General features: G+C 65.4%; 17 protein-coding genes. 8 read left to right on the top strand and 9 right to left on the bottom strand.

Going from position 1 to position 21,344, the window contains the following annotated elements; genetic code table 11:
* The first annotated feature begins 7 nt into the window (after positions 1–7).
* A complete protein-coding gene (locus ACTUWL_RS13805) occupies positions 8–970 on the top strand; it encodes an alpha/beta hydrolase (RefSeq protein ID WP_021080167.1) in 963 nt (320 codons plus the stop codon).
* A gap of 410 nt (positions 971–1,380) precedes the next feature.
* Here the strand turns inward: ACTUWL_RS13805 and ACTUWL_RS13800 are convergent, their stop codons facing one another.
* Entirely contained in the window at positions 1,381–2,583 is a 1,203-nt protein-coding gene (locus ACTUWL_RS13800; RefSeq protein WP_021080168.1) for an ABC transporter substrate-binding protein, read from the bottom strand.
* A gap of 272 nt (positions 2,584–2,855) precedes the next feature.
* Positions 2,856–3,044 carry a hypothetical protein gene (locus ACTUWL_RS13795; protein ID WP_448213873.1) on the bottom strand — a complete coding sequence of 63 codons (189 nt, stop codon included), beginning with the start codon at positions 3,042–3,044 and terminating at the stop codon, positions 2,856–2,858.
* Positions 3,045–4,023: 979 nt separating this feature from the next.
* Here ACTUWL_RS13795 and ACTUWL_RS13790 point away from each other — a divergent pair.
* Positions 4,024–6,156: a COG3904 family protein gene (locus ACTUWL_RS13790; protein ID WP_021080170.1), complete on the top strand. Its 2,133-nt coding sequence runs from the start codon at positions 4,024–4,026 to the stop codon at positions 6,154–6,156.
* A 179-nt stretch (positions 6,157–6,335) separates the two neighbouring features.
* On the opposite strand, the gene rpmB is transcribed toward ACTUWL_RS13790, so the two are convergent.
* Positions 6,336–6,644 carry a 50S ribosomal protein L28 gene (gene rpmB, locus ACTUWL_RS13785; RefSeq protein WP_021080171.1) on the bottom strand — a complete coding sequence of 103 codons (309 nt, stop codon included), beginning with the start codon at positions 6,642–6,644 and terminating at the stop codon, positions 6,336–6,338.
* 354 nt (positions 6,645–6,998) lie between these two features.
* On the opposite strand from rpmB, the gene ACTUWL_RS13780 reads away from it, so the two are divergent.
* The 6 genes from ACTUWL_RS13780 (at position 6,999) to ACTUWL_RS13755 (ending at position 15,373) form a co-directional block, all read left to right on the top strand.
* Entirely contained in the window at positions 6,999–7,829 is an 831-nt protein-coding gene (locus ACTUWL_RS13780) for a DUF3108 domain-containing protein (RefSeq protein ID WP_106940344.1), read from the top strand.
* A gap of 498 nt (positions 7,830–8,327) precedes the next feature.
* Positions 8,328–11,870 (top strand): helicase-related protein, encoded by a 3,543-nt coding sequence (locus ACTUWL_RS13775; protein ID WP_035652116.1) that lies wholly within the window; start codon positions 8,328–8,330, stop codon positions 11,868–11,870.
* Positions 11,871–11,889: 19 nt separating this feature from the next.
* A complete protein-coding gene (locus ACTUWL_RS13770; protein ID WP_106940345.1) occupies positions 11,890–12,174 on the top strand; it encodes an RNA-binding S4 domain-containing protein in 285 nt (94 codons plus the stop codon).
* 195 nt (positions 12,175–12,369) lie between these two features.
* Entirely contained in the window at positions 12,370–12,708 is a 339-nt protein-coding gene (gene fdxA, locus ACTUWL_RS13765; protein ID WP_016844914.1) for a ferredoxin FdxA, read from the top strand.
* 419 nt (positions 12,709–13,127) lie between these two features.
* Positions 13,128–13,928, top strand: a complete 801-nt coding sequence (locus ACTUWL_RS13760) for a CarD family transcriptional regulator (protein WP_168470977.1) — start codon at positions 13,128–13,130, stop codon at positions 13,926–13,928.
* A 224-nt stretch (positions 13,929–14,152) separates the two neighbouring features.
* A complete protein-coding gene (locus ACTUWL_RS13755; protein ID WP_021080176.1) occupies positions 14,153–15,373 on the top strand; it encodes an MFS transporter in 1,221 nt (406 codons plus the stop codon).
* Positions 15,374–15,415: 42 nt separating this feature from the next.
* Here the strand turns inward: ACTUWL_RS13755 and ACTUWL_RS13750 are convergent, their stop codons facing one another.
* The 6 genes from ACTUWL_RS13750 to cyoB all read right to left on the bottom strand — a co-directional run bounded on the left by ACTUWL_RS13750 (position 15,416) and on the right by cyoB (position 21,339).
* A complete protein-coding gene (locus ACTUWL_RS13750; RefSeq protein ID WP_021080177.1) occupies positions 15,416–15,952 on the bottom strand; it encodes a response regulator transcription factor in 537 nt (178 codons plus the stop codon).
* Positions 15,942–17,327, bottom strand: coding sequence for an ATP-binding protein (locus ACTUWL_RS13745; protein ID WP_021080178.1), 1,386 nt, complete (start codon positions 17,325–17,327; stop codon positions 15,942–15,944). Before ACTUWL_RS13745 ends, ACTUWL_RS13750 begins: the two co-directional genes overlap by 11 nt.
* Positions 17,299–18,102, bottom strand: a complete 804-nt coding sequence (locus tag ACTUWL_RS13740; protein WP_035652119.1) for an SURF1 family protein — start codon at positions 18,100–18,102, stop codon at positions 17,299–17,301. The genes ACTUWL_RS13745 and ACTUWL_RS13740 overlap by 29 nt, the downstream gene beginning before the upstream one ends.
* A gap of 200 nt (positions 18,103–18,302) precedes the next feature.
* Positions 18,303–18,707, bottom strand: coding sequence for a cytochrome o ubiquinol oxidase subunit IV (gene cyoD / locus ACTUWL_RS13735; RefSeq protein WP_021080180.1), 405 nt, complete (start codon positions 18,705–18,707; stop codon positions 18,303–18,305).
* Complete coding sequence (gene cyoC, locus ACTUWL_RS13730) at positions 18,704–19,339, bottom strand: cytochrome o ubiquinol oxidase subunit III (RefSeq protein ID WP_021080181.1); 636 nt, start codon at positions 19,337–19,339, stop codon at positions 18,704–18,706. The genes cyoD and cyoC overlap by 4 nt, the downstream gene beginning before the upstream one ends.
* Positions 19,336–21,339, bottom strand: a complete 2,004-nt coding sequence (cyoB, locus tag ACTUWL_RS13725) for a cytochrome o ubiquinol oxidase subunit I (protein WP_021080182.1) — start codon at positions 21,337–21,339, stop codon at positions 19,336–19,338. The genes cyoC and cyoB overlap by 4 nt, the downstream gene beginning before the upstream one ends.
* Between the last annotated feature and the right edge of the window lie 5 nt (positions 21,340–21,344).

Here is a 21,344-nt window from a genome sequence, read left to right as displayed (position 1 = left end):
GACCCCCATGCCGCTCCCGCTCGATGCCGTCATTGCCAACATCATTCCGCTGCTGCCGCTGCGCGATCCCACCACCATGACGCCGCAGAGCGCGCGTGACTCGCTGCGCGCTTTGGCCGATGCGCGCGCCGCGGTGCCGCCACCGCCGGTCGATGTCGCCAGCAACATCGAGGTGCAGGGCGCCGGCGGCAAGCTCGCCGCTCGGCTCTACCGCAACGGCCGCGGCTCGGCGCCGACCGTGATCTTCTTCCATGGCGGCGGCTGGGTCGCCGGCGATCTCGAGACCCATGATCGCCAGGCCCGCAACCTCGTGATCGAGACCGGCGCTGTCGTGATCTCGGTCGATTACCGCCGCCCGCCGGAGACGCGCTTTCCCGGCGCGTTCGAGGATGCGTTCGCCGCGGTCCGCGACGTGGTGGGGCGCATCAGCGAATTCGGCGGCGATCTCTCCCGCGTCGGCGTCGCCGGCGATTCCGCCGGCGGCAATCTTGCCGCGACCGCAGCGCTCGCCTGCCGCGACGCCGGCATCGCGCTCGCCGGGCAGCTGCTCGTCTATCCCGTCACCGACGTGGTCGGCAATTTCGCCGATCCCGCGGAGAATGCCAAATTCCCGTCGCGCGCCGAGAATGCCGAGGGCTACTTCCTGTCACGCGCGGTGATGGAATGGTTCTGCGGCCATTATCTCGCGAACCCCGCGCTGGGCACCGACTGGCGCGTTTCGCCGCTGCGCGCGACGAGCCTCAAGGGTGCCGCGCCGGCGGTCGTCACCACGGCCTGGTTCGACCCGTTGCGCGACGAGGGCCATGCCTATGCGAGGGCATTGCAGGCGGCCGGCGTGCCTGTGACCTATCACACGGGCGATGGCCTCATTCACGGCTATTTCGGCCTCGGCGACGCCTCGGCCGCCGCGCGCGCCGAGGCGCAGCGCGCGCGAGCCGATTTCAAGGTGTTGTTGGAGAAGGGGGTGTAACTCCTCCCCGCGGGGCGGCGCGCGTTACCAAAACTGTGAAAACAACCCCATGCAAAGGAGCCGGCGGTAGCCCGGGGCGTTCCTTCAGGTGACTTGACGCGTCGGGCAACTCAGGGTTATATTTCTAATATTCCGAAATCTGGCACGCGTGTGCGCCCCAGGGGTACATATGGCATTTGCGTGCGTCTGAACTGACGTTTCCGCGTCGTCCTGGTATTGGTTGACGAAGGGAGTCTAACTTCCGTCGTCCCGGCGAAGGCCGGGACCCATTACCCCGATTGGATGTTTGGCGCGACGCTGGGGCCGCAGCCCGCTGCAACGACAGGCTACGGTGGTTATGGGTCCCGGCCTGCGCCGGGACGACGATGTGGGTGGTTTTGCGTTCTACAACTTCCGCCTCAGCAACCCCCTCAATCGTTCCCGATGGTGTCGCCGAACAGCTGCCAGGTCTCGCCGTTGAACTTCTGCAGCCGCATCGCCTCCACCGGGAAATAGTCGGTCGGCGACGTCTTCACCTTGATGCCGGGCAGGAACATCGGCAGCGCGATGTCGAGGTTGGCGGCCTGCTTCATGATGTTCTCATGGGTGAGGTCGTCGCCGCATTGCTTGAGCACCTGCACCGTCGCCTCCGCCACTACATAGCCGTAGACGATCAGCTGGTCCTGCAGATTGCCGTCGGGGAAATAGTCCTTCATGAACGTCTTCAGCGCGATCACATCGGGATCGTCCTTCCACTGCGGATCGTTCGGATCCTTCAGCGAGTAGGACGAGATGATGCCCTTGGAGTGTTCGAAGCCGGCCGGCTTCAGCACCGAGGACACCGAGGTCGAGGTCGCGGCGAGGAAGAACATGTCGGGCTTCCAGCCGATCTCGCCGATCTTCTTGATAGCCTGCGCCGCCTGCTTTGGGATCGCGTGCATGAACAGCACGTTGGCGCCGGAGGCCTTCAGCTTCACGATCTGGCTGTCGACCGTCGGGTCGGTCGATTCATAGGTGGCTTCCGCCACCACCATCTTGGCGGTGTTGTCCGGCCCCAGCCCCTTCTTGAAGCCGTTGCCGTAATCCTTGCCGGCATCGTCGTTCTGGTAGAACAGCGCGATCTTCGCGTCCGGCTTGTTGGTCAGCACATACTTGGCATAGACCGCGGTCTCGGCCTGGTACGACGGCTGGAAGCCGATCGACCATGGAAAATGCTGATAGTCGCCCCACAGCGTGGCGCCGGCGCCGACGAACAGCTGCGGCACTTTCTTGTCGTTGAGATATTTGCGCACGGCAAGGCCGGTCGGCGTGCCCAGCGGATTGAGGATCGCGGCAACCTCCTCCTGCTCCACCAGCTTGCGGGTCTGCTCCACGGTCTTCGGCGGCGAATAGCCGTCGTCGAGCGTGATCAGATTGATCTTGCGCCCGTTCACGCCGCCCCGGTCGTTGATCATTTTGAAGTAGGCGGCCTGGGTCTTCGCGATCACGCTGTAGGCCGATGCCGCGCCGGAGAATGGCGAGGTCTGTCCGAGCTTGACCTCGGTGTCGCTGGCCCCCAGTCCGTATTTCTTCTCGGCGGCCTGAGCCTGCGTCGCGAGCACAAGCGCTGCGGCTGTGATGGCCTTCCATCTCATCGTGAGCCTCCCTGCGGCTTTTTTGTTTTGTTCGCGCGGGAGAGCTTACGCAGGTCGAGAAGGGCGGGCTTGTGGGGAGACGCCGGGGCAGGGATGCGAAAATGCGGCTATTGCCGTCGTCCCGGCCTAGTGCGCAATTGCGCACGGGAGCCGGGACCCATAACGACTAATGTTTGCCGTTACGCGGAATGTTGCCCCAGCGTCGCATCACACAAATAGCCGGGGTAATGGGTCCTGGCCTTCGCCGGGACGACGATGACGAGATAGCGCCCTCAGCGATAGCGCACGCTGCCGGTGGTGACCGGGTCGGTCGGCAGCACGGTGGCGCCGGCGCGGTTGGCGGCGGCGGAGGTGATCATGCCCGGCTCGCCCTTCAACACATTGCGGGGCGGGTTGAATTCGAGGATGACGAGGACCGCGGTCGCCAGCACCGCCACGGCGGCGGTCGCGATCGCAGGCATCAGTCTTCCGCGCGTATCGGCTGCGCGAACTTGCATTGATCAATTCCTTTATCGGGGTCGTTCTTTGGACCTGACATAAGAACGGCCAGGCTTGTTCCCAAGAGTGCGGCGCACATGCCTCACAATCAGTTGTACCGTCCGTGATGTCCTTCACGGATTTCGAGCCGCGCAGCTTGGCCGCATCGAATCGGAATCGTGTCGGACGGCTTGTTTGCACACTAACATCTGGAAGAGATCGTGGCGTTTTGCATGCGCCTCATGCGCTCGTGATGATGCGAATGAGTTTGTGATTAATGCCGGCGCGAGAAGGCCGTTTTGCCTTGATTTATAGGGTTTCTGAACTGGGAGAGGCGTACGCGTTAAGCGTTTCTTCACGCACGGACAGCGCATCAAAATAGATTCGTGCTGTGGCGAGCGATGACACCGCTGTCATTGGCAGCAGGTGGCAACGGGCGTGTTCGGCAGAGAGTAACCGGGCTTGTCAGGCGGTCTCGTCCGTCGAGCCGCTTGGCGGAGGCTTTAGCGAAGGCGGGAAGCAACCATCTCTCCCGTCGCGAGACGGTAGATTGTCTTGCTCTTCACTGATTGATGTAGAGGAGAATCCACTCGCGCCGCGTTTGCGTGCGGCGCGCTTGTCTTGCGTGCACTCCGCGTCCACCGCATCCGCCTCCACGTTCGTGACGATCGCGATATGCCCCTCTCAGAGGAGGCGGGACGCGCTGCTTGTACCCGTGAGTGGTCGAGAAATAGGAACATTTTCTTTGTACGGACCGGACAGGGGGTGTCGCGTCGAAAAGGCGGGCGAAATTCGCGGTTTGGCGCGGGTCGGCTGCAAGCCTTGAGCATCGCGGAATGACGGGCAGTTGCAACGGCTTGTCACGGCAACCGAACTTCGGCACGATGCGACTGCCGCGTATTCGGGCATGTTGTGGGATGCGGGCAGGCTTCCGGGTGGGCCGATATTGTTTGGCAGTTTGTCTTGAGTGACCTTGCGACCGATCCCCCGCTTGAATTCGTCAACGGCGTGGCGCGCGAACGCGGTGGGTTCTGGCGCCGCGTGACGGCGTTCGCGATCGACATCGCCATCGCAACGTTGTTGCTCCAGGTGCTGGCGTTCGCCCTGTATCCCGCGACCGGCGGGCGCGTGCAGTTTCCCGGCGGCTTCATGCTGCTGTATTGCGATCAGCTCAAGGCCGTCCCCCAAGGCTTCGACGTCCCGGCAGGTTTCGTCCCCACCACGATCGTCGATTGCCGGCAGGGCCTGTTTCAGCTGACGTCGGCACGGGCGCTGAACCTGGTGCAGGTCACGCAAAACGGCGTCCTCACCACGAGAAAGCAAATCACCTTCCTGCGCGATGTCGAGGGCAAACCGGTCGAGCAACCGATCCTCGGCCTGTTCTGGCTGCCGCTGTTCTTCGTGCTGCGCCTGCTGTTCGATCGCCGGGGCGGCACGCCGGGTCGCCGGTTGCTCGGTCTTCGCCTGACTGACGCCGCGAGCGGGCAGCGTCCGCCATCATCGAGCGCGGTGGTGCGCCGCTATCTGATGCAGGCGTTGCCGCTCGCACCCTACGCCGTCGAGCCGGTGCTGCTGTCCTTGTCCGGGGTGCACATCGTGCCGCTCGGCGAGGCCTGGTGGATGGCGTTGATCCTGCCCACGGTGTGCGGCGGCATCGGCGCCCTGATCGCGCTGCATAACGTGATCTATCGCAAGGATGCCTTCTACGATTCCTTTGCGCAGACCAGCGTGCTGCGGACCGATGGCGCCGGTGCCGTGATGCGGGCCGCGGCCATGCCACCGTTGCTGCCGCCGTCATTGCCGGACGTCACGCCGGGTCAAGTCGAAGCTGCTCTTTTCGACGGGCCCGAGCAGGCTGCTGCCGATGCATTGGGCGTTGCCCAGCCGAGCGCAGCTGCGCCGCCGCCAGCCGTCGTGCTTCCTCCGCCCTTGCCGCGGCCGGCCAATTACTTCGTGCGGCACTGGCGCGGCGAGCTGTCGCTGCCGGTCTCCTATTGGGTCAACGGCACCGCGCTCGGCGCCGGCCTCGGCGTTGCGATTGCCGTGGTCGGCCATCTGCTCTACGAGCGCGGCAGCGAGTATCCGGCGTTGTGGCTGGGCTCGGTGATCGCGATCTGGGCGTCGATCGTGCTGTTGCGGATCTGGGTCACCGTCGGCGTCTGGCGTTCGGCCTCGCGCTACCGGGCGCTTGGCAAGTCGTTCTGGGGCGGTGCGGCCAAGGTCACCACCGCACTCGGCGTGGCGTACCTCGCCTATAGCTGCCTGTTCGTCGCGGCGCCGCAGATCGCTGGTGTCTACGAGATCGTCTCCGGCGACACCCGCCTCGGGCCGCACCAGTTCCGCGTGCTGTTGAACGGCCAGATGCTGGAATTCTCGGGCGGCATAACCTTCGGTGTCGCCAAGGAGCTCGAGGGCTTCCTCAACGCGATGAGTGACCTCAAGGTGGTCCGGCTCAATTCGATCGGCGGGCGTATGAACGAGGCGCAGAAGATGGCCGACCTGATCAAGGCGCGCGGACTTGCGACCTTCGTCAAGGACACCTGTGTCTCCGCCTGCACGGTGGTGTTTCTCGGCGGCAAGGAGCGCGGACTGTTCACAGGCGGCGGCAAGCTCGGATTTCACCAGGCTTCATTTCGTGGCATGACCGCGGCCGATCGCAGCTCCTCGATCGAACGGGAGATCGCGCGCCTGCAGCGCTTCGGCCTTAGCCGCAGCTTCGCCGAGCGCGCCATGAAGACGCCGCCGAGCGGCATGTGGTACCCCGACAAGGACGAACTGCTGCGTGAAAAGGTGGTGACACGGCTCTACGCGCCGCCGCCACCTGCGAACAATCCAGCGAGCGGCAACCAGCCGCCCGCGACGGCGATGCCACAGACATCCGCGGCGGCAAGCAACGCCGCGGTTGCCGCACCGCCGGCGCCGGCTACGCCGCCTGCCGCGGCGGGCACGGGCCACGCTTTCCCGACGCCCGGCCCGCCATTGCATCTGGAATCCGGGACCTATCAGACCGAGCGCGTATGGATGCAGCCGTTTCCGACCAAGCCGGCATGGCCGACGCCGGCCGCGAAGGATGCCGAGGGAGAGAAGAAAGAATAGAGCGACGTATCGGTTCGATGGTGGAGCGCTTTGCCTTGCCGAAACCGGCGAAACGGGAAGCGTCGCTTGCACGCTTCCATGCGCGCGTCTCGCAAAGGACAGGCGGAAAACAAAAACGGCCAGGTCATCGACCCGGCCGTTTCAAAACTCTCTTCGCGAATTCCGCTCTCGCAGCTCGCTCAGCTCGCCTTCTTCACCGGGGCCGGCTTGCCGACCTTCTTCTCGATCGCGCGCTTCAGGTCGAGGGCGCGGGGCGAGAGCACGTCGGCCTTGGCCTTGAGCAGGTAGGCGTCGAGGCCGCCATTGTGGTCGACGCTCTTCAGGGCATTGGTCGAGACGCGCAGGCGCACGTTGCGGCCGAGCGCATCCGAGATGAAGGTCACGTTGGCCAGGTTCGGCAGGAAGCGCCGCTTGGTCTTGATATTCGAGTGGCTCACCTTGTGGCCCGTCTGGGGGCCCTTGGCCGTCAGTTCGCAGCGCCGGGACATCTTACAAAATCCTTATTGCATCCCCGCCGCTCTGCCAGGCGTGCAATCACACGGCCCGCGCGGGGGTTTTGAATTCGCGTCCATTTTCCAGGAACCGCGGGTGTATAGGGGGAGATCGCCCAACCGTCAAGATTATATCGCCGCATGGCGGTATCGGAGAATGCCGGTTCATAAGCCGTTCCAGCCACTTAACGGCTGAAATGGCAACCATATAAAGGGCGTATTCGGCTGCAAGTCTTGGTTCCATAAGAGATGCGCACGTTGTCCGGCCGAATTGAACGTCCCGATGGACAGCGAACAGAGCGCCGATAGCAGGACCGTCAGGTAGGTTAAGTGACCACCGCCATTGCCATTTTGCCCCCGCTCGGCCGGCTGCTCGGCCTGTGCGCGGGTGCCTTGCTGCTGTTTTGCGCCGAGCGCGCCAACGCGCAGGGGCGGCTCGATGCCCAGTATGAGGCAACGCTCGCCGGTATCTCGGTCGGCAAGGGCAGCTGGACCATCGAAATCGGCGACGACACCTTCTCGGCCTCGGCCCAGGGCGGCACCGCGGGCCTCTTGAAGGCGTTTTCGGGCGGCAGCGGCTCGGGCACCTCGCAGGGCCGCGTCGTCAACGGTTCGCTCGTGGCCGCCTCCTACACCGCGACCACCACCACCTCGAAGAAGTCAGAGACGATCCGGATGGTGCTGGCCAATGGCGGCATCAAGGAATCTTCGATCGAGCCGGAGCCGCCTGTCGATGCCGACCGCCTGCCGGTGTCGGACGCGCAGAAGAAGAACGTGTTCGATCCGATGACCGGCTCGTTCCTGCGTGCGCCCGGCAATGCCGAACTGATGAGCCCGGATGTCTGCCGCACCGGCGCCGGCGTGTTCGACGGCCGCATGCGTTACGACCTCAAGCTCGATTTCAAGCGGGTCGAGATCGTCAAGGCGGAGCGCGGCTATCACGGCCCGGCGCTGGTCTGCGCGCTCTATTTCGTGCCGGTCTCGGGCTACATCCCGGATCGCCCCGTGATCAAATACCTCGCCGCCCAGCGCAACATCGAGATCGCCTTCGTGCCGATCGCGGGCACCCGCCTGCTGGTGCCGTTCCGCATGACGATCCCGACTCCGCTCGGCCAGGCCATGCTGGAAGCGACCTCGTTCGTCACCACAGCCGCGCCGCCGCGCGTGGCGAAGACGCAGTAGCCTCTCTTCGCTTCCCCCCTTGTGGGAGAGGGTGCTTCGGAGGCGCTGCGCGAGCGCCACGGCCACGGCATGCAACAAACGTCATGGAATCCGGTTGACTCTTGCCCGGTTCTGATTCGACTCGGCCACCCCTGGAACTTAAGGAATTCAGTCCGCATATCCCCTGCTTGTGGAGCCCTCTCAAACTTGATCTAGTGCCGCCGCCGTCAGCCTACCCGAGATGTTGCGGTGAACGTTTCAGGCCTGGAATGGAGTCACCGATTCGGCCGCGATTCGTTCTAGACTCGTTCCGAAGCTTAAGAACGGCGCGGAAAGCGTCGCATTGTGAGACAGATTCGGCCTCAGATGGTGTCCATGACTGCTTTTCCGTCATTGCGAGCGAAGCGAAGCAATCCATGCTTCGGGTATGCGCGGATGGATGGATTGCTTCGTCGCTTCGCTCCTCGCAATGACGGCTGACAGACAGTCGGCTGCCGCAACAAGAAACACCTGCAAAATATGGCTTTCTCAACTTCGTTCGGAAATGACCGCGTGCCCGGTGCTGGTGTCACCGCGGTGCTGGGCCCGACCAACACCGGCAAGACGCATCTCGCCATCGAGCGCATGCTGGCGCATTCGTCGGGCCTCATCGGCCTCCCGCTGCGGCTGCTCGCGCGCGAGGTCTACAACAAGATCGTCGATCGCGCCGGTGTCGACAATGTCGCGCTGGTGACCGGCGAGGAGAAGATCAAGCCGAAGGCGCCGCGCTTCTGGGTCTCGACGGTCGAGGCGATGCCGCGCGATCTCGATGTATCCTTTCTCGCCGTCGACGAGATCCAGATCGCCGCCGATCTGGAGCGCGGGCACGTGTTCACCGACCGCATCCTCAACCGCCGCGGCCGCGACGAGACGCTGCTGCTGGGCGCTGCGACAATGCGTCCGATCATAGAGCGGCTGTTGCCGGGCGCCTCGATCATCACGCGGCCGAGGCTGTCGCAGCTCGAATTCGCCGGCGACCGCAAGATCACGCGGCAGCCGCGGCGCACGGCGATCGTCGCGTTCTCCGCCGATGAAGTCTACGCGATCGCCGAATTGATCCGCCGTCAGCATGGCGGCGCGGCTGTGGTGCTGGGCTCGCTGTCACCGCGCACGCGCAATGCGCAGGTCGCGATGTTCCAGAACGGTGATGTCGATTACCTCGTCGCCACCGACGCAGTCGGCATGGGGCTCAATCTCGACGTCGATCACGTCGCCTTCGCCTCCGACCGCAAGTATGACGGCTATCAATTCCGCCGGCTGACGCCGGCCGAATTCGCCCAGATCGCCGGCCGCGCCGGGCGCGCGACGCGCAACGGCACATTTGGTACGACGGGGCGTTGCGCGCCGTTCGAGCCCGAGCTCGTCAATGCGCTGCAGAACCACACCTTCGACAGCGTCAAGATGCTGCAGTGGCGCAACGCCAGGCTGGATTTCTCCTCGCTCGGCGCGCTCCAGGTGTCACTGGCGCAGGCGCCCAATCATGAGGCACTGACGCGAGCGCCGGTCGCCGAGGACCAGCGCGTGCTCGAACATGTCGCACGCGATGCCGAGGTGCGCGAATGGGCGCATGGGCCGAAGGCCGTGGAGCGGCTATGGGAGGCCTGCCAGGTTCCGGACTACCGAAAGCTGTCGCCGGCCGCCCATGCCGAACTCGTGACCACGCTGTACGGCTTCCTGATGCAAAAGGGTCGTATCCCTGACGCATGGTTTGCGGCCCAGGTCGACCAGGCCAACCGGACCGACGGCGATATCGACACGCTATCGGGCCGGATCGCGCAGATCCGGACCTGGACCTTTGTTGCCAACCGGCCGGACTGGCTCTACGACCCGGACCATTGGCAGGGGATCACGCGCGAGCTCGAAAATAAATTGTCCGATGCGCTGCATGAACGGCTCACGGAGCGTTTCGTTGACAGGCGGACCAGTGTATTGATGCGCCGCCTGCGGGAGAACTCAGTTTTGAATACGGAAATTGGCAAGACCGGTGAAGTGATCGTGGAAGGCCATGCGATCGGCCGGCTCGATGGTTTCACCTTCGCACCTGATGCGGCCGAGGCCGGCAGCGACGCCAAGGCGCTGCAAGCCGCCGCCCAGCAGGTGCTGGCGCGCGAGATCGATGCGCGCGCGGAGAAACTGGGTGCGGCGCCCGACGAGCAGTTCGTGCTGACCTCCGACGGCACCATCCGCTGGACCGGCGATGCGGTCGCCAAGCTGGTCGCCGCCGACGACGCGCTGCATCCGCGGCTGCGCATCATTTCCGACGAGCGGCTGACCGGCGCCTCGCGCGAGGCGGTGCAGACGAGGCTCGACCTCTGGCTCAAGACGCATATCGAGAAGCTGCTCGGGCCGCTGTTCGAACTGTCCAAGGCCGAGGATCTGCAGGGCATCGCCCGCGGCATCGCCTTCCAGCTGGTCGAGGCGCTCGGCGTGCTGGAGCGCACCAAGATCGCGGCCGAGATGAAGGATCTCGACCAGCCCTCGCGCGCGGCGCTGCGCAAATACGGCGTACGCTTCGGCGCCTACCACATCTATTTCCCGCAACTGTTGAAGCCCGCGGCGCGCTCGCTGGCTTCGCTGCTGTGGGCCGAGAAGCAGAGCAATGTCGACATGGCTGCGCTGTCGAATGTGCAGCATCTTGCCTCCAGCGGCCGTACCTCGTTCCCGGTCGACAAGGCCCTGCCGCGCGATGGCTATCGCGTGCTCGGCTATCGCCAGTGCGGCGAGCGCGCGGTGCGCGTCGACATCCTGGAGCGGCTCGCCGATCTGATCCGCCCGGCGCTGGCCTGGCGCGAGACCTCGCCTGGCGAGAAGCCCGCCGGTGCGTTCGACGGCCGCGGCTTTGTCGTGACCCAGGCGATGACCTCGCTGACCGGCTCCGCCGGCGAAGACTTTGCTTCGATCCTGCGCGCGCTCGGCTACCGCATGGACCGTCGTCCGCCGTTGCCGCCGAAGCCCGTCGCGGCCACGCCGGTCGAGGCCACCGAGACGGTCGCCGCCGAGACCACCGAGGCACCAGCTGCCGAAGCGTCGGTCGAGGCCGGTTCTGACGCCGCCGTCGATGCGCCGGCCGAGGCCGCCGCCGAGCTCACGGCCGATGCGCCGGAGGCTGCGACGGATCAGGTCGTGTCCGGCGATCCCGCGCCGTCGGCCGCATTGCTGCCCGACGTCGGCTTCGCCGAGGTCGTCGCCAGCGAGGCGACGCCGGTCGTGATCGAGACCAGGCCCGAACCCGAGCCCGTGGCGGAAGTTGCCGCGGAGCCTGCCGCTCTCGCCGAACAGCCAGTTGCCGAGGTGCCCGCTTCCGAAGCTGCGCCTGCGGTGGAAGCCGCTGCGGAGGCGCCGTCCGGGGCCACCGCTGAGGCACCGGCGCAGACCGCGGGCACCGAGGCCGCAACTGCCGAGGCCGCTCCTGCGCCAGCGGAGACGCCGGCTGAGCCGCAACTGGTCGAAGTCTGGCGTCCCGGCGGCCGCTCCGACGAGCGCCGTCCGCATCATCGCGGCGGTCACGACCGCAACCGCGGCCGCCACCAGGGCAAGCCCGCCGAGGGCGCACAGGCCGCGGAAGGCGGCGGCGAGGGCGAGAAGCGCGAGCATCATCGCCGTCCGCGCCGCCATCAGGATTTCCGCACGCCGCGCCCCGGCGCACCGGCCGATGCGACCGCAGCCGCGGCCGCGCCTGCCGACGGCGCACCGGCGCGCGACAATCGCCAGGATAATCGTGACGACCGCGGCCAGCGCCGCGAGCGCTTCGAAGGCAAGGGCTTCGAAGGCAAGGGTCGCGATCGCGACAACAACGAGCGGCGCCGCGACAACAAGTTCGGCGGCGGCGATCGCAAGGGCGAGCGCGGTGATCGTGACCGCGGCGGCCGCGACAAGGGCGGCCGCGACAAACGCGAGAGCGGACCGTCGCACCGGCCCTATGCCTCGAGTGCGCCGCGCGAGCGCGACCGGCCGATCGATCCCAACTCGCCCTTCGCCAAGCTCGCTGCCCTGAAGGAGCAGCTCGCCGGCCGGAAGGAATAGTGCAACCCTGGTCTGAAGCTTGGATCGACAGCGGCTCGATAAATGGCTGTGGCACGCGCGGGTGGTGAAGGCCCGCACCAGCGCGGCCGAGCTCGTCGCATCAGGTCATGTCCGCCTCAACGGCACGCGCGAGAAATCGCCGGGCCATGCGGTGAAGCCGGGCGATGTCATCACCGTTGCGCTCGACAACAGCGTCCGGGTGCTCAAGGTGATCGGCTTTGCCGAGCGGCGCGGCGATGCCAGTTCGGCGCGCGAGCTGTACGAGGATTTGCAAGGGAGCAATTTGCAAGCCGGTAAGGAGTAGTTATCTCACGTCTGTTATTTCGGCCGAAGCATGATCCGGACTGTGGGGCCGGACGCGCGATAGGATCATGCTCCCAACAAAACCGGCTGGCAGGGTCGCCAGAATGCAGGTGTTTTTCGGGGCCGGCTTCCCTTGCGGCTCCGGTATTCCTGCGCTACGCAACCCCAGAAAAAGTGGATCGTTTCGGAGTTTTGGATGACCTACGTCGTCACTGAAGCCTGCATCAAGTGTAAATATACCGACTGCGTCGAGGTCTGCCCCGTCGATTGCTTCTACGAGGGCGAGAACATGCTGGTCATCCATCCTGACGAATGCATCGATTGCGGCGTATGCGAGCCGGAATGTCCGGCCGACGCCATCAAGCCGGACACCGAGCCGGGCCTGGAAAAGTGGCTCGAGGTCAACCGCGACTACGCCAAGAGCTGGCCGAACATCACCCAGAAGAAGGACTCGCCCGAAGACGCCAAGGAGTGGGAAGGCAAGGAAGGCAAGTTCGAGAAATATTTTTCTCCGAATCCGGGCAGCGGCGACTGATTCGCCTTACCTCTTCGGGACTACCCCGATAAGGGCAGGCTTGGCCTGCCGCAGCCGTCCGTTCGGCCGCGGATTTAACCCTAATGACGGACATATGACCTGAGGATCCCCTGTTATGCCCGGAATCGGGCGTAAATCATTGATTTTTGCGGAAAATGTGCTATATTCAGCACATTACAGGCCAAGAACCCCCTGCCATGCGTACCTTGTGGCTTCGAGGTTCCCGCAACATCGAACAGGGGCGTGGCAGTTTCCGCGCGCAGGCTGTGTCACAGAAAACGCGTAAAAAGAGTGCTTCAAAGACGACGAAAAAAGCCGCTGTCGTTGCTCGCAGCGCAACCAAGGGCCGTGCCAAGGCGTCCGTGAAGGGGCCTAAGAAGGCGGCGGCTGCAAAGTCCTCAAAGAACAAAAGAAGCGTGATGCCAGAAAAGACTGCCAAGCCTGCCGCGAAGGCGACGGCTGCGAAACCCGCTGCCGCCGCGAAGGTCGCCCCCAAAACTGCTGCTGCTGCGCCGAAGCCGGCTGCTCCGAAGGCTGCCGTCCCCGCCGCCGCTCCGAAGGTTGCCGCCAAGCCGGCCGCCGCGCCGCGCGTCGAGGAGCCGAAGAAGGTCGTGACCCAGCGTCAGGGCTTCAAGGCCAATGAATTCGTCGTCTATCCCGCTCACGGCGTCGGCCAGATCCTGGCCATCGAGGAGCAGGAGATCGCGGGCGCCAAGCTCGAGCTGTTCGTGATCAACTTCATGAAGGACAAGATGACGCTGCGGGTGCCTACGGCGAAGGTCGCCAATGTCGGCATGCGCAAGCTGTCGGAGCCGGCGCTGGTCAAGAAGGCGCTGGAGACGCTGAAGGGCCGCGCCCGCGTCAAGCGCACGATGTGGTCGCGCCGCGCCCAGGAATACGAAGCGAAGATCAATTCGGGCGACATCGTCGCGATCGCCGAGGTGGTCCGCGATCTCTATCGTTCGGAATCGCAGCCCGAGCAGTCCTACAGCGAACGCCAGCTCTATGAAGCGGCGCTCGACCGTCTGTCGCGCGAGATCGCCGTGGTCCAGCATTCGACCGAGACCGAGGCGATCAAGGAGATCGAAGGCCAGCTCGCCAAGAGCCCGCGCCGCGGCGCCAAGGCCGAATCTGCTGAAGGCGACGCCGAGGGCGATGCCGACGGTGAGGATCTCGACAACGATGGCGACGATACCGCCGTCGAGGACGAGGCGGCCTGAAAGGGTTCGACGGACTGAAAAACAAAAGCCCGGTCGCAAGACCGGGCTTTTTGCTGTCTGAAGCAGACTTCCGTCGCGCCACGGTCCTCCGTCAAGCGGCGCAGCGCGGAACTGTGCTCCGCGCGCGCCACGCAGCCTTGCGCAATTGCCGCTTGGCGGATCGCCGCGACTCATGACCTCTTGCGGCGCGCTGGCGGCGATATCGCGCCGGCAAGGGGCGCGGCATGCTTGCGGGACGATCGCTGGGGCGCGGGTTCGACACGCTGTGGGCCGCGTTCGCGGTTTCGTCGCTCGGCACGCGACTGGCCTTCGATGCCTTCCCGCTGATCGCAATCCTCGTGCTGCATGTCGGGCCGGCGGCGGTCTCTGCACTCGCTGCGGTCGGGATGCTGGCCGGTGCCGTGCTGGCGGTGCCGCTCGGGCCGTGGGTCGAATTCCGCCGTAAGCGGCCGGTGATGATCGCAATGGACCTGATCCGCTTTGCCGCGATGATGAGCGTCCCGATCGCATTCGCGCTCGGCCAGCTCAGCTTCATCCAGCTCGTCATCGTGTCGGTGATCGCGGCGGCCGCAGACATCACGTTCCGTGCAGCGAGCGGCGCCTGCCTGAAGAGCCTGGTCAGGCGCGAGGATCTGGTGCTCGCCAACGCGCGGCTCGAATCCACCATGTGGATGGCGACCGCGGTCGGCCCGCCGCTCGGCGGCGTCGCGATCGGTCTGTTCGGTCCGGTCGTCACCGTGATCGCCGATGCCGTCAGCTTCCTGTTATCGGCGGCCGGAATTCGTTCGATCGGCGCGACCGAGCCGGAGCCCGCACGGCGCGCGGCGCCGTCCTACAGCATGACCGATCTGCTCGCGGGATGGCGATACATCCTGGCACATCCGGTGCTGCGGTCGCTGTTCCTCAACACCGTGCTGGTCAATGGCCTGATCATGGCGACGGCACCGCCGCTGGCGCTGCTCATGCTCCGCGATCTCGCATTCGCGCCGTGGCAATACGGCCTCGCTTTCGGGGCGCCCTGCGTCGGCGGGCTGCTCGGCGCACGGTTGGCGCCGGTGCTGGCGGCGCGGTTCGGGCAGCACAACATCCTGCTCGCTGCCGGTGCGCTGCGCGCGTGCTGGTCGCTCGGCCTTGCCTTCATACCTGGCGGCACGGCCGGCATCGTGGTGGTGCTCTGTCTTCAGCTCGGCCTCGTCACCTGCGCCGGCGTCTTCAATCCGGTGCTGGCGGCCTATCGCCTCGGCCATATCGAAATGGAGCGGACCGCGCGGATGCTGGCGGCCTGGTCGATCTCGAGCCTGGCGATGACCGCGCTGCTGACGGCGCTGTGGGGCGTGCTGGCGGGCCTTGCCGGCGTGCGCACGGCGATTGCGCTCAGTGGCCTGCTGATGCTCCTGACCCCGCTGCTGCTGCCGCGCCGCGCGCTCAACATGAGCGCTGCTTGATGCTGCGGCCGCGGTCCTCGTAGGTAGCCGTGGATGGAGTTGCTACCTCACCCGCTGCTTCTCCAGCTTCCGCGCCAGCGTGCGGCGGTGCATGCCGAGGCGGCGGGCGGCTTCGGAGATGTTGAAGTCGGTTTCGATCAGGGTCTGGTGGATGCGTTCCCATTCCAGCGTCTTGATCGAGGTCGGCCGCGCGCCGACCTCGATGGCGGCGTTGCCGGCGGCTTTCTGGAATGCGGCCTCGATGTCGTCGGTGTTCGACGGTTTTGCGAGGTAGTGGCAGGCACCGAGCTTGATCGCCTCCACCGCGGTCGCGATGCTGGCAAAGCCGGTCAGCACCACGATCAGCATCTCGGGGTCATGCGCATGCAGCGCCTCGACGCAGGCAAGGCCCGAGGCGCCGCCGGCGAGCTTCAGGTCGACCACCGCATAGCCCGGCGATTGCTGCTCGAGCAGCGCGCGGACCTCGTCGAGCGAGGCCGATACCGCGACGCCGTAGCCGCGGCGCTCGAACGAGCGCTTCAGGGTACGGGCAAAGCCGGAATCGTCCTCGACGATCAGGAGCTGGCGGTCATCCGTCAAGATCGTCTCCGATCGCAAGCGTCGCGAGCGGCAGCTCGAGTCGGACCGCCGCGCCGATGTCCGGCCGGTTGCGCGCCGTCACCACGCCGCCGAGCTTGCGCACCACGTTGACGACCAGGAACAGGCCGAGGCCGCTGCCGGGGTTGCCCTTGGTCGACTGATACGGCTTGCCGATATGTGAAAGCATCTCGCGCGAGAAGCCCGGGCCGCGATCGTTCACCGACAGCAGCAGCTTGTCGGCATTGCGCTCGGCCATCAGCTCGATCCAGTCGCGCGAGACCTCGGCGGCGTTGTCGAGCACGTTGAAGATCGCCTGCTTGAGCGCGATATCCGAGACGATCGCCAGGTCGGCGCCGAACGCATTGCGGAAATACAACGTGGCGGAGGGCCGCGTGGTCCGCCATTCCTGCACCAGTGCGGTCAGGAACGCCGCCACCGTGGTCGGCGAGGAGCCTTCGCCGCGGGCTTCGCCGGCCGATAGCAGGATGCCCGTCACGATCGACTTGCAGCGCTGCACCGAGATTTCCATCTCGCCGAGGTCCTGCGACAGCTCGGGATCGGAAGCGAGTGCAGGCATCCGGCGCCAGTCGCCCAGGATGACCGAGAGCGAGGCGAGTGGCGTGCCGAGCTCATGCGCGGCGCCGGAGGCCAAGAGGCCGATCCGGACGATGTGGTCCTGCTCGGTGGCATGCTGGCGCAGCGCGGCGAGGCGGAGGTCGCGATCGCGCAGGTTGCGGTTGATCCGGGTCATGAACACCACGAGCAGTACCGCGTCGAGCACGAGGCCGATGAAGGTGCCGGCGATATAGAGGTTGAAGGCGTCGGCAAAGCCGTGCTGCGGGAGCTCCAGCGGGCGGTAGTAGCTGGTCAGCCAGGCGAAGTTCACGCAGACCAGCGCCACCAGCGACCAGGTCGAGGGCGCATCGAGCAGCACCGCGCCGAGCGTCACCTGCAGCAGATAGAGCGAGGTGAAGGGATTGGTGGCGCCACCGCTGAGATAGAGCAGGGCGGTCAGGGCCGCGACGTCGAGCGCCAGCGCGATCAAGAGCTCGCGGTTGTTGATGTCCGCCCGGTAGCGCAGCCACAGCAGGCTGACGACATTGAGGGCCACCAGCCCGGAGATCACGGCGGCCAACGGCAGCAGCGGGAGGGCAACGCCCATCCAGAACTGCACAAAGCCGATGGTGATGATCTGGCCGATCACGGCGATCCAGCGCAACTGGACCAAAAGGGCCATGTTCTTGCGATTGGTCGCGATGTCGGCGGGTGCTGCGAGATCGAACGGCATGCCGGCGGCCGCGCTCACGGCGGACGGCATCACGGCCCTGCCGGTCGCGGCGTTCTCCTCATGCAGATCCGATGTGCGCTCGAGCATCTGGGCCTGGGTCGCGAGACAGATTGCGGGCTGCGCCGATCAGGCGGCGCACGGCGGCGCGCCTTGAACTCCACCCTGGATCGGAGGCGCCGGCACGGTTCCTGCTGACGATGCGCAGGAGCGTGCCGGCCAGCATAAAGGCCAGCGCGAACCATGTCAGCGCGTAAATCAGGTGGTTGTTCGGAAACCGCACGATCGTGAGTCCGCCGAGGGGGGTGCCGCCCGGATTCGGCGTCGCATCGGCGTCGATGAAGTAGGGGGCGACCTGCGACAATCCGCGCGTGGCGGCGATCGCGGCGACGTCGCGCGAATACCAGCGGCCGGCCGCCGGATCGTTGCTGCGCAGGAAGCCGCCCTTCGGTTCCGACATCCGCAGCAGCCCGGTGACGCTGACCGGCCCCTGCGGGTTGCCGCCGCTGCGCGTCGCGGGATCGCGTCGGTCGGGCGGCACGAAGCCGCGATTGACCAGCACGATGGCTCCGCCCGTGGTTTGAAGTGGGGTCAGCACCCAGAAGCCGGGACCTTCGTTCGTCACAGCCTGCACCAGCGTCTCGTCGGCGTTCAGGAAGGTGCCGTGCACGGTGATGCGGCGGTATTCGTCGCGCGCGGCCGCGACATCAGGCCATGACGAGGGCGGCGGCGGGGCGACCGGTGCCGCATGCATGCGCTGCTCGACCCGTTCGATCAGCGCCAGCTTCCAGGTCCTGCGTTCGATCTGCCAGACGCCGAGCGCGCTCAGCAGCACCACGCCCAGCATGCCGAGCGTGAGCAACACGTAACGGCGCAGAGCAATCTTGCGCCCGCGTCGGGACTGCACTCCCTCTCCCGCTTGCGGGGGAGGGCTGGGGTGGGGGTGTCGCCGCGAATCGGAAGAATCATTGAGTGGAGGGAGCCCCCACCCGCCGCGCGCTGCGCGCGCGTCGACCTCCCCCGCAAGCGGGAGAGGTGAAGAGGGGCCTGAGGCGCCCCGCATCGTCACGGCATCTGGCTCATGTCGTGCATCGGCATCATGTTGATGTTGAGATGATGCATGACCCACAGCGAGCCGGTCAGCGCGATCACCACCATGATCACGGTGAATATCAGCGCCATCATGGTCCAGCCGTTCTCCGACCGGGTGTTCATGTGCAGGAAGTAGATCATGTGGACCACGATCTGCACCGCCGCCAGCACCAGCACGATCAGCGCGGTGACCGCCTTGTCGGCGATGGTCCCGGTCATCACCAGCCAGAACGGAATGGCCGTGAGGACGACCGAGAGGCCGAAGCCGATCAGATAGCTCTTCAGCGAGCCGTGGGCGGCGCCGCCATGGTCGTCATGGCCGTGGCCGCCGGCATTGGCTTCGAGGGTATGAGCGTCGGCGTGAGAATTTGATGTCATCGCAGCATTCCCAGGAGATAGACGAAGGTGAAGACGCCGATCCAGACCACGTCGAGGAAGTGCCAGAACATCGACAGGCACATCAGGCGGCGCCGGTTCGCCGTGGTCAGGCCGAAACGCGCGGTCTGCACCATCAGCGTCACCAGCCAGACCAGGCCGAAGGTGACGTGCAGGCCGTGGGTGCCGACCAGCGTGAAGAACGACGACAGGAAGGCGCTGCGCTGCGGCGTCGCGCCCTCATGGATCATGTGGGCGAACTCGGTGAGCTCGATGCCGAGGAAGGCGAGGCCGAACAGGCCGGTGATCGCGAGCCAGAGCTGGGTCTGGCCGACCTTCGACTTCTCCATCGTCAGCATGGCGAAGCCATAGGTGATCGAGGAGAGCAGCAGCATCGTGGTGTTGAGCGCGACCAGCTTGAGGTCGAACAGGTCCTTCGGCGCCGGGCCGGCGGCATAGTTGCCGCCGAGCACGCCATAGGCCGCGAACAGCATCGCGAAGATCAGGCAGTCGCTCATCAGGTAGATCCAGAAGCCCAGCATGGTGCTGGCGCCTTCCGGATGATCGTGCTCGTCGATGACGTGGAATATCGGCTCGGAGCCTTGGACGGAGATTTGGGTGGTTGCTACGCTCATGGCTGGGCTCCCGCGGCGAGAACGCGCGTCCGCGCATCTTCGGTCCGCACCACCTCATCCGCCGGGATGTGGAAGTCGCGGTGATAGTTGAAGGTATGGCCGATCGCGACCGCGAGCAGCGCGACGAAGCTGACGGCGGCGAGCCACCAGATGTACCAGATCAGGGCGAAGCCCATCACGGTTGCAAGGCCGGCGAGGATGATGCCGGTGCCGGTGTTGGACGGCATGTGGATCGGCTTGAAGCCGGTCAGCGGACGCTTGTAGCCGCGGCGCTTCATGTCCCACCAGGCGTCGTTGTCGTAGACCACCGGAGTAAAGGCGAAGTTGTAGTCCGGCGGCGGTGACGAGGTCGCCCATTCCAGCGTCCGCGCATTCCAGGGATCGCCGGTGGTGTCCTTGAGCTGCTCGCGCCTGAGGATGCTGACCGCGAACTGCACCAGCATCGCGCCAATGCCGAGCAGGATCAGGAAGGCGCCGAAGGCGGCGATGACGAACCAGATTTGCAGGGACGGATCGTCGAACACGCGGAGCCGTCGCGTCACGCCCATCAGGCCGAGCACGTAGAGCGGCATGAAGGCGAAGTAGAAGCCGGAGACCCAGAACCAGAACGACAGTTTGCCCCAGAACGGATCGAGCTTGAAGCCGAAGGCCTTCGGGAACCAGTAGTTGATGCCGGCGAACAGGCCGAACAGCACGCCGCCGATGATCACGTTGTGGAAATGCGCGATCAGGAACAGGCTGTTATGCAGCACGAAATCGGCCGGCGGCACCGCGAGCAGCACGCCGGTCATGCCGCCGATCACGAAGGTCAGCATGAACGCCACCGTCCACATCATCGGCAGCTCGAAGCGGATGCGGCCGCGGTACATCGTGAACAGCCAGTTGAACATCTTCGCGCCCGTCGGGATCGAGATGATCATGGTGGTGATGCCGAAGAACGAGTTGACGCTGGCGCCGGAGCCCATCGTGAAGAAGTGGTGCAGCCAGACCAGGTAGGACAGGATGGTGATGACGACGGTGGCGTAGACCATCGAGGTATAGCCGAACAATCGCTTGCCGGAGAACGTCGCGGTCACCTCGGAGAAGATGCCGAACGCCGGCAGCACCAGGATGTAGACCTCCGGATGGCCCCATATCCAGATCAGGTTCACGTACATCATCGGGTTGCCGCCGAAGTCGTTCGTGAAGAAGTTGGTGCCGACGTAGCGGTCGAGCGACAGCAGCGCCAGCACCGCGGTCAAGACCGGGAAGGAGGCGACGATCAGGACGTTGGTGCAGAGCGAGGTCCAGGTGAACACCGGCATCTTCATCATCGTCATGCCCGGCGCGCGCAGCTTGACGATGGTGCAGACCAGATTGATGCCCGATAGCGTCGTGCCGACGCCGGCGACCTGTAGTCCCCATATGTAATAGTCGACGCCGACATCAGGACTGTAGCCGATGTTCGACAGCGGCGGGTAGGCGAGCCAGCCGGTGCGGGCGAATTCGCCGACGAACAGCGACATCATCACCAGCACGGCGCCGCCGACCGTCATCCAGAAAGAGAAATTGTTGAGGAACGGGAAGGAGACGTCGCGGGCGCCGATCTGCAGCGGCACCACGTAGTTCATCAAGCCGGTCACCAGCGGCATCGCCACGAAGAAGATCATGATCACGCCGTGGGCGGTGAAGACCTGGTCGTAGTGATGCGCCGGGAGGTAGCCGTCAGAGCCGCCAAACGCGATCGCCTGCTGCATGCGCATCATCAGTGCGTCGGCAAAGCCGCGCAGCAGCATCACGATGCCGAGGATCATGTACATGATGCCGATGCGCTTGTGGTCGACGGTGGTGAACCACTCGCGCCACAGATAGCCCCAGAGCCGGAAGTAGGTGACGAGCGCGAACAGCGCGAGGCCGCCGGTCGCGACCACCGCGAAGGTTCCGACCAGGATCGGCTCATGCAGCGGCAGCGCATCCAGATCGAGGCGGCCGAAGATCATCTTGACGAGATCGGGATTCATGCGGT

Source organism: Bradyrhizobium sp. WCU1 (assembly GCF_053474805.1).
This window is presented reverse-complemented; position numbering and strand designations above follow the sequence as displayed.

Coding starts and splice junctions, on each gene's coding strand:
- ACTUWL_RS13755 (WP_021080176.1), top strand. CDS start 14,153: ATGCTTGCGGGACGATCGCTGGGGCGCGGGTTCGACACGCTGTGGGCC.
- fdxA (WP_016844914.1), top strand. CDS start 12,370: ATGACCTACGTCGTCACTGAAGCCTGCATCAAGTGTAAATATACCGAC.
- ACTUWL_RS13805 (WP_021080167.1), top strand. CDS start 8: ATGCCGCTCCCGCTCGATGCCGTCATTGCCAACATCATTCCGCTGCTG.
- ACTUWL_RS13775 (WP_035652116.1), top strand. CDS start 8,328: ATGGCTTTCTCAACTTCGTTCGGAAATGACCGCGTGCCCGGTGCTGGT.
- ACTUWL_RS13795 (WP_448213873.1), bottom strand. CDS start 3,044: ATGCCTGCGATCGCGACCGCCGCCGTGGCGGTGCTGGCGACCGCGGTC.
- rpmB (WP_021080171.1), bottom strand. CDS start 6,644: ATGTCCCGGCGCTGCGAACTGACGGCCAAGGGCCCCCAGACGGGCCAC.
- cyoC (WP_021080181.1), bottom strand. CDS start 19,339: ATGAGCGTAGCAACCACCCAAATCTCCGTCCAAGGCTCCGAGCCGATA.
- cyoB (WP_021080182.1), bottom strand. CDS start 21,339: ATGAATCCCGATCTCGTCAAGATGATCTTCGGCCGCCTCGATCTGGAT.
- ACTUWL_RS13745 (WP_021080178.1), bottom strand. CDS start 17,327: ATGCTCGAGCGCACATCGGATCTGCATGAGGAGAACGCCGCGACCGGC.
- ACTUWL_RS13800 (WP_021080168.1), bottom strand. CDS start 2,583: ATGAGATGGAAGGCCATCACAGCCGCAGCGCTTGTGCTCGCGACGCAG.
- cyoD (WP_021080180.1), bottom strand. CDS start 18,707: ATGACATCAAATTCTCACGCCGACGCTCATACCCTCGAAGCCAATGCC.
- ACTUWL_RS13760 (WP_168470977.1), top strand. CDS start 13,128: ATGCCAGAAAAGACTGCCAAGCCTGCCGCGAAGGCGACGGCTGCGAAA.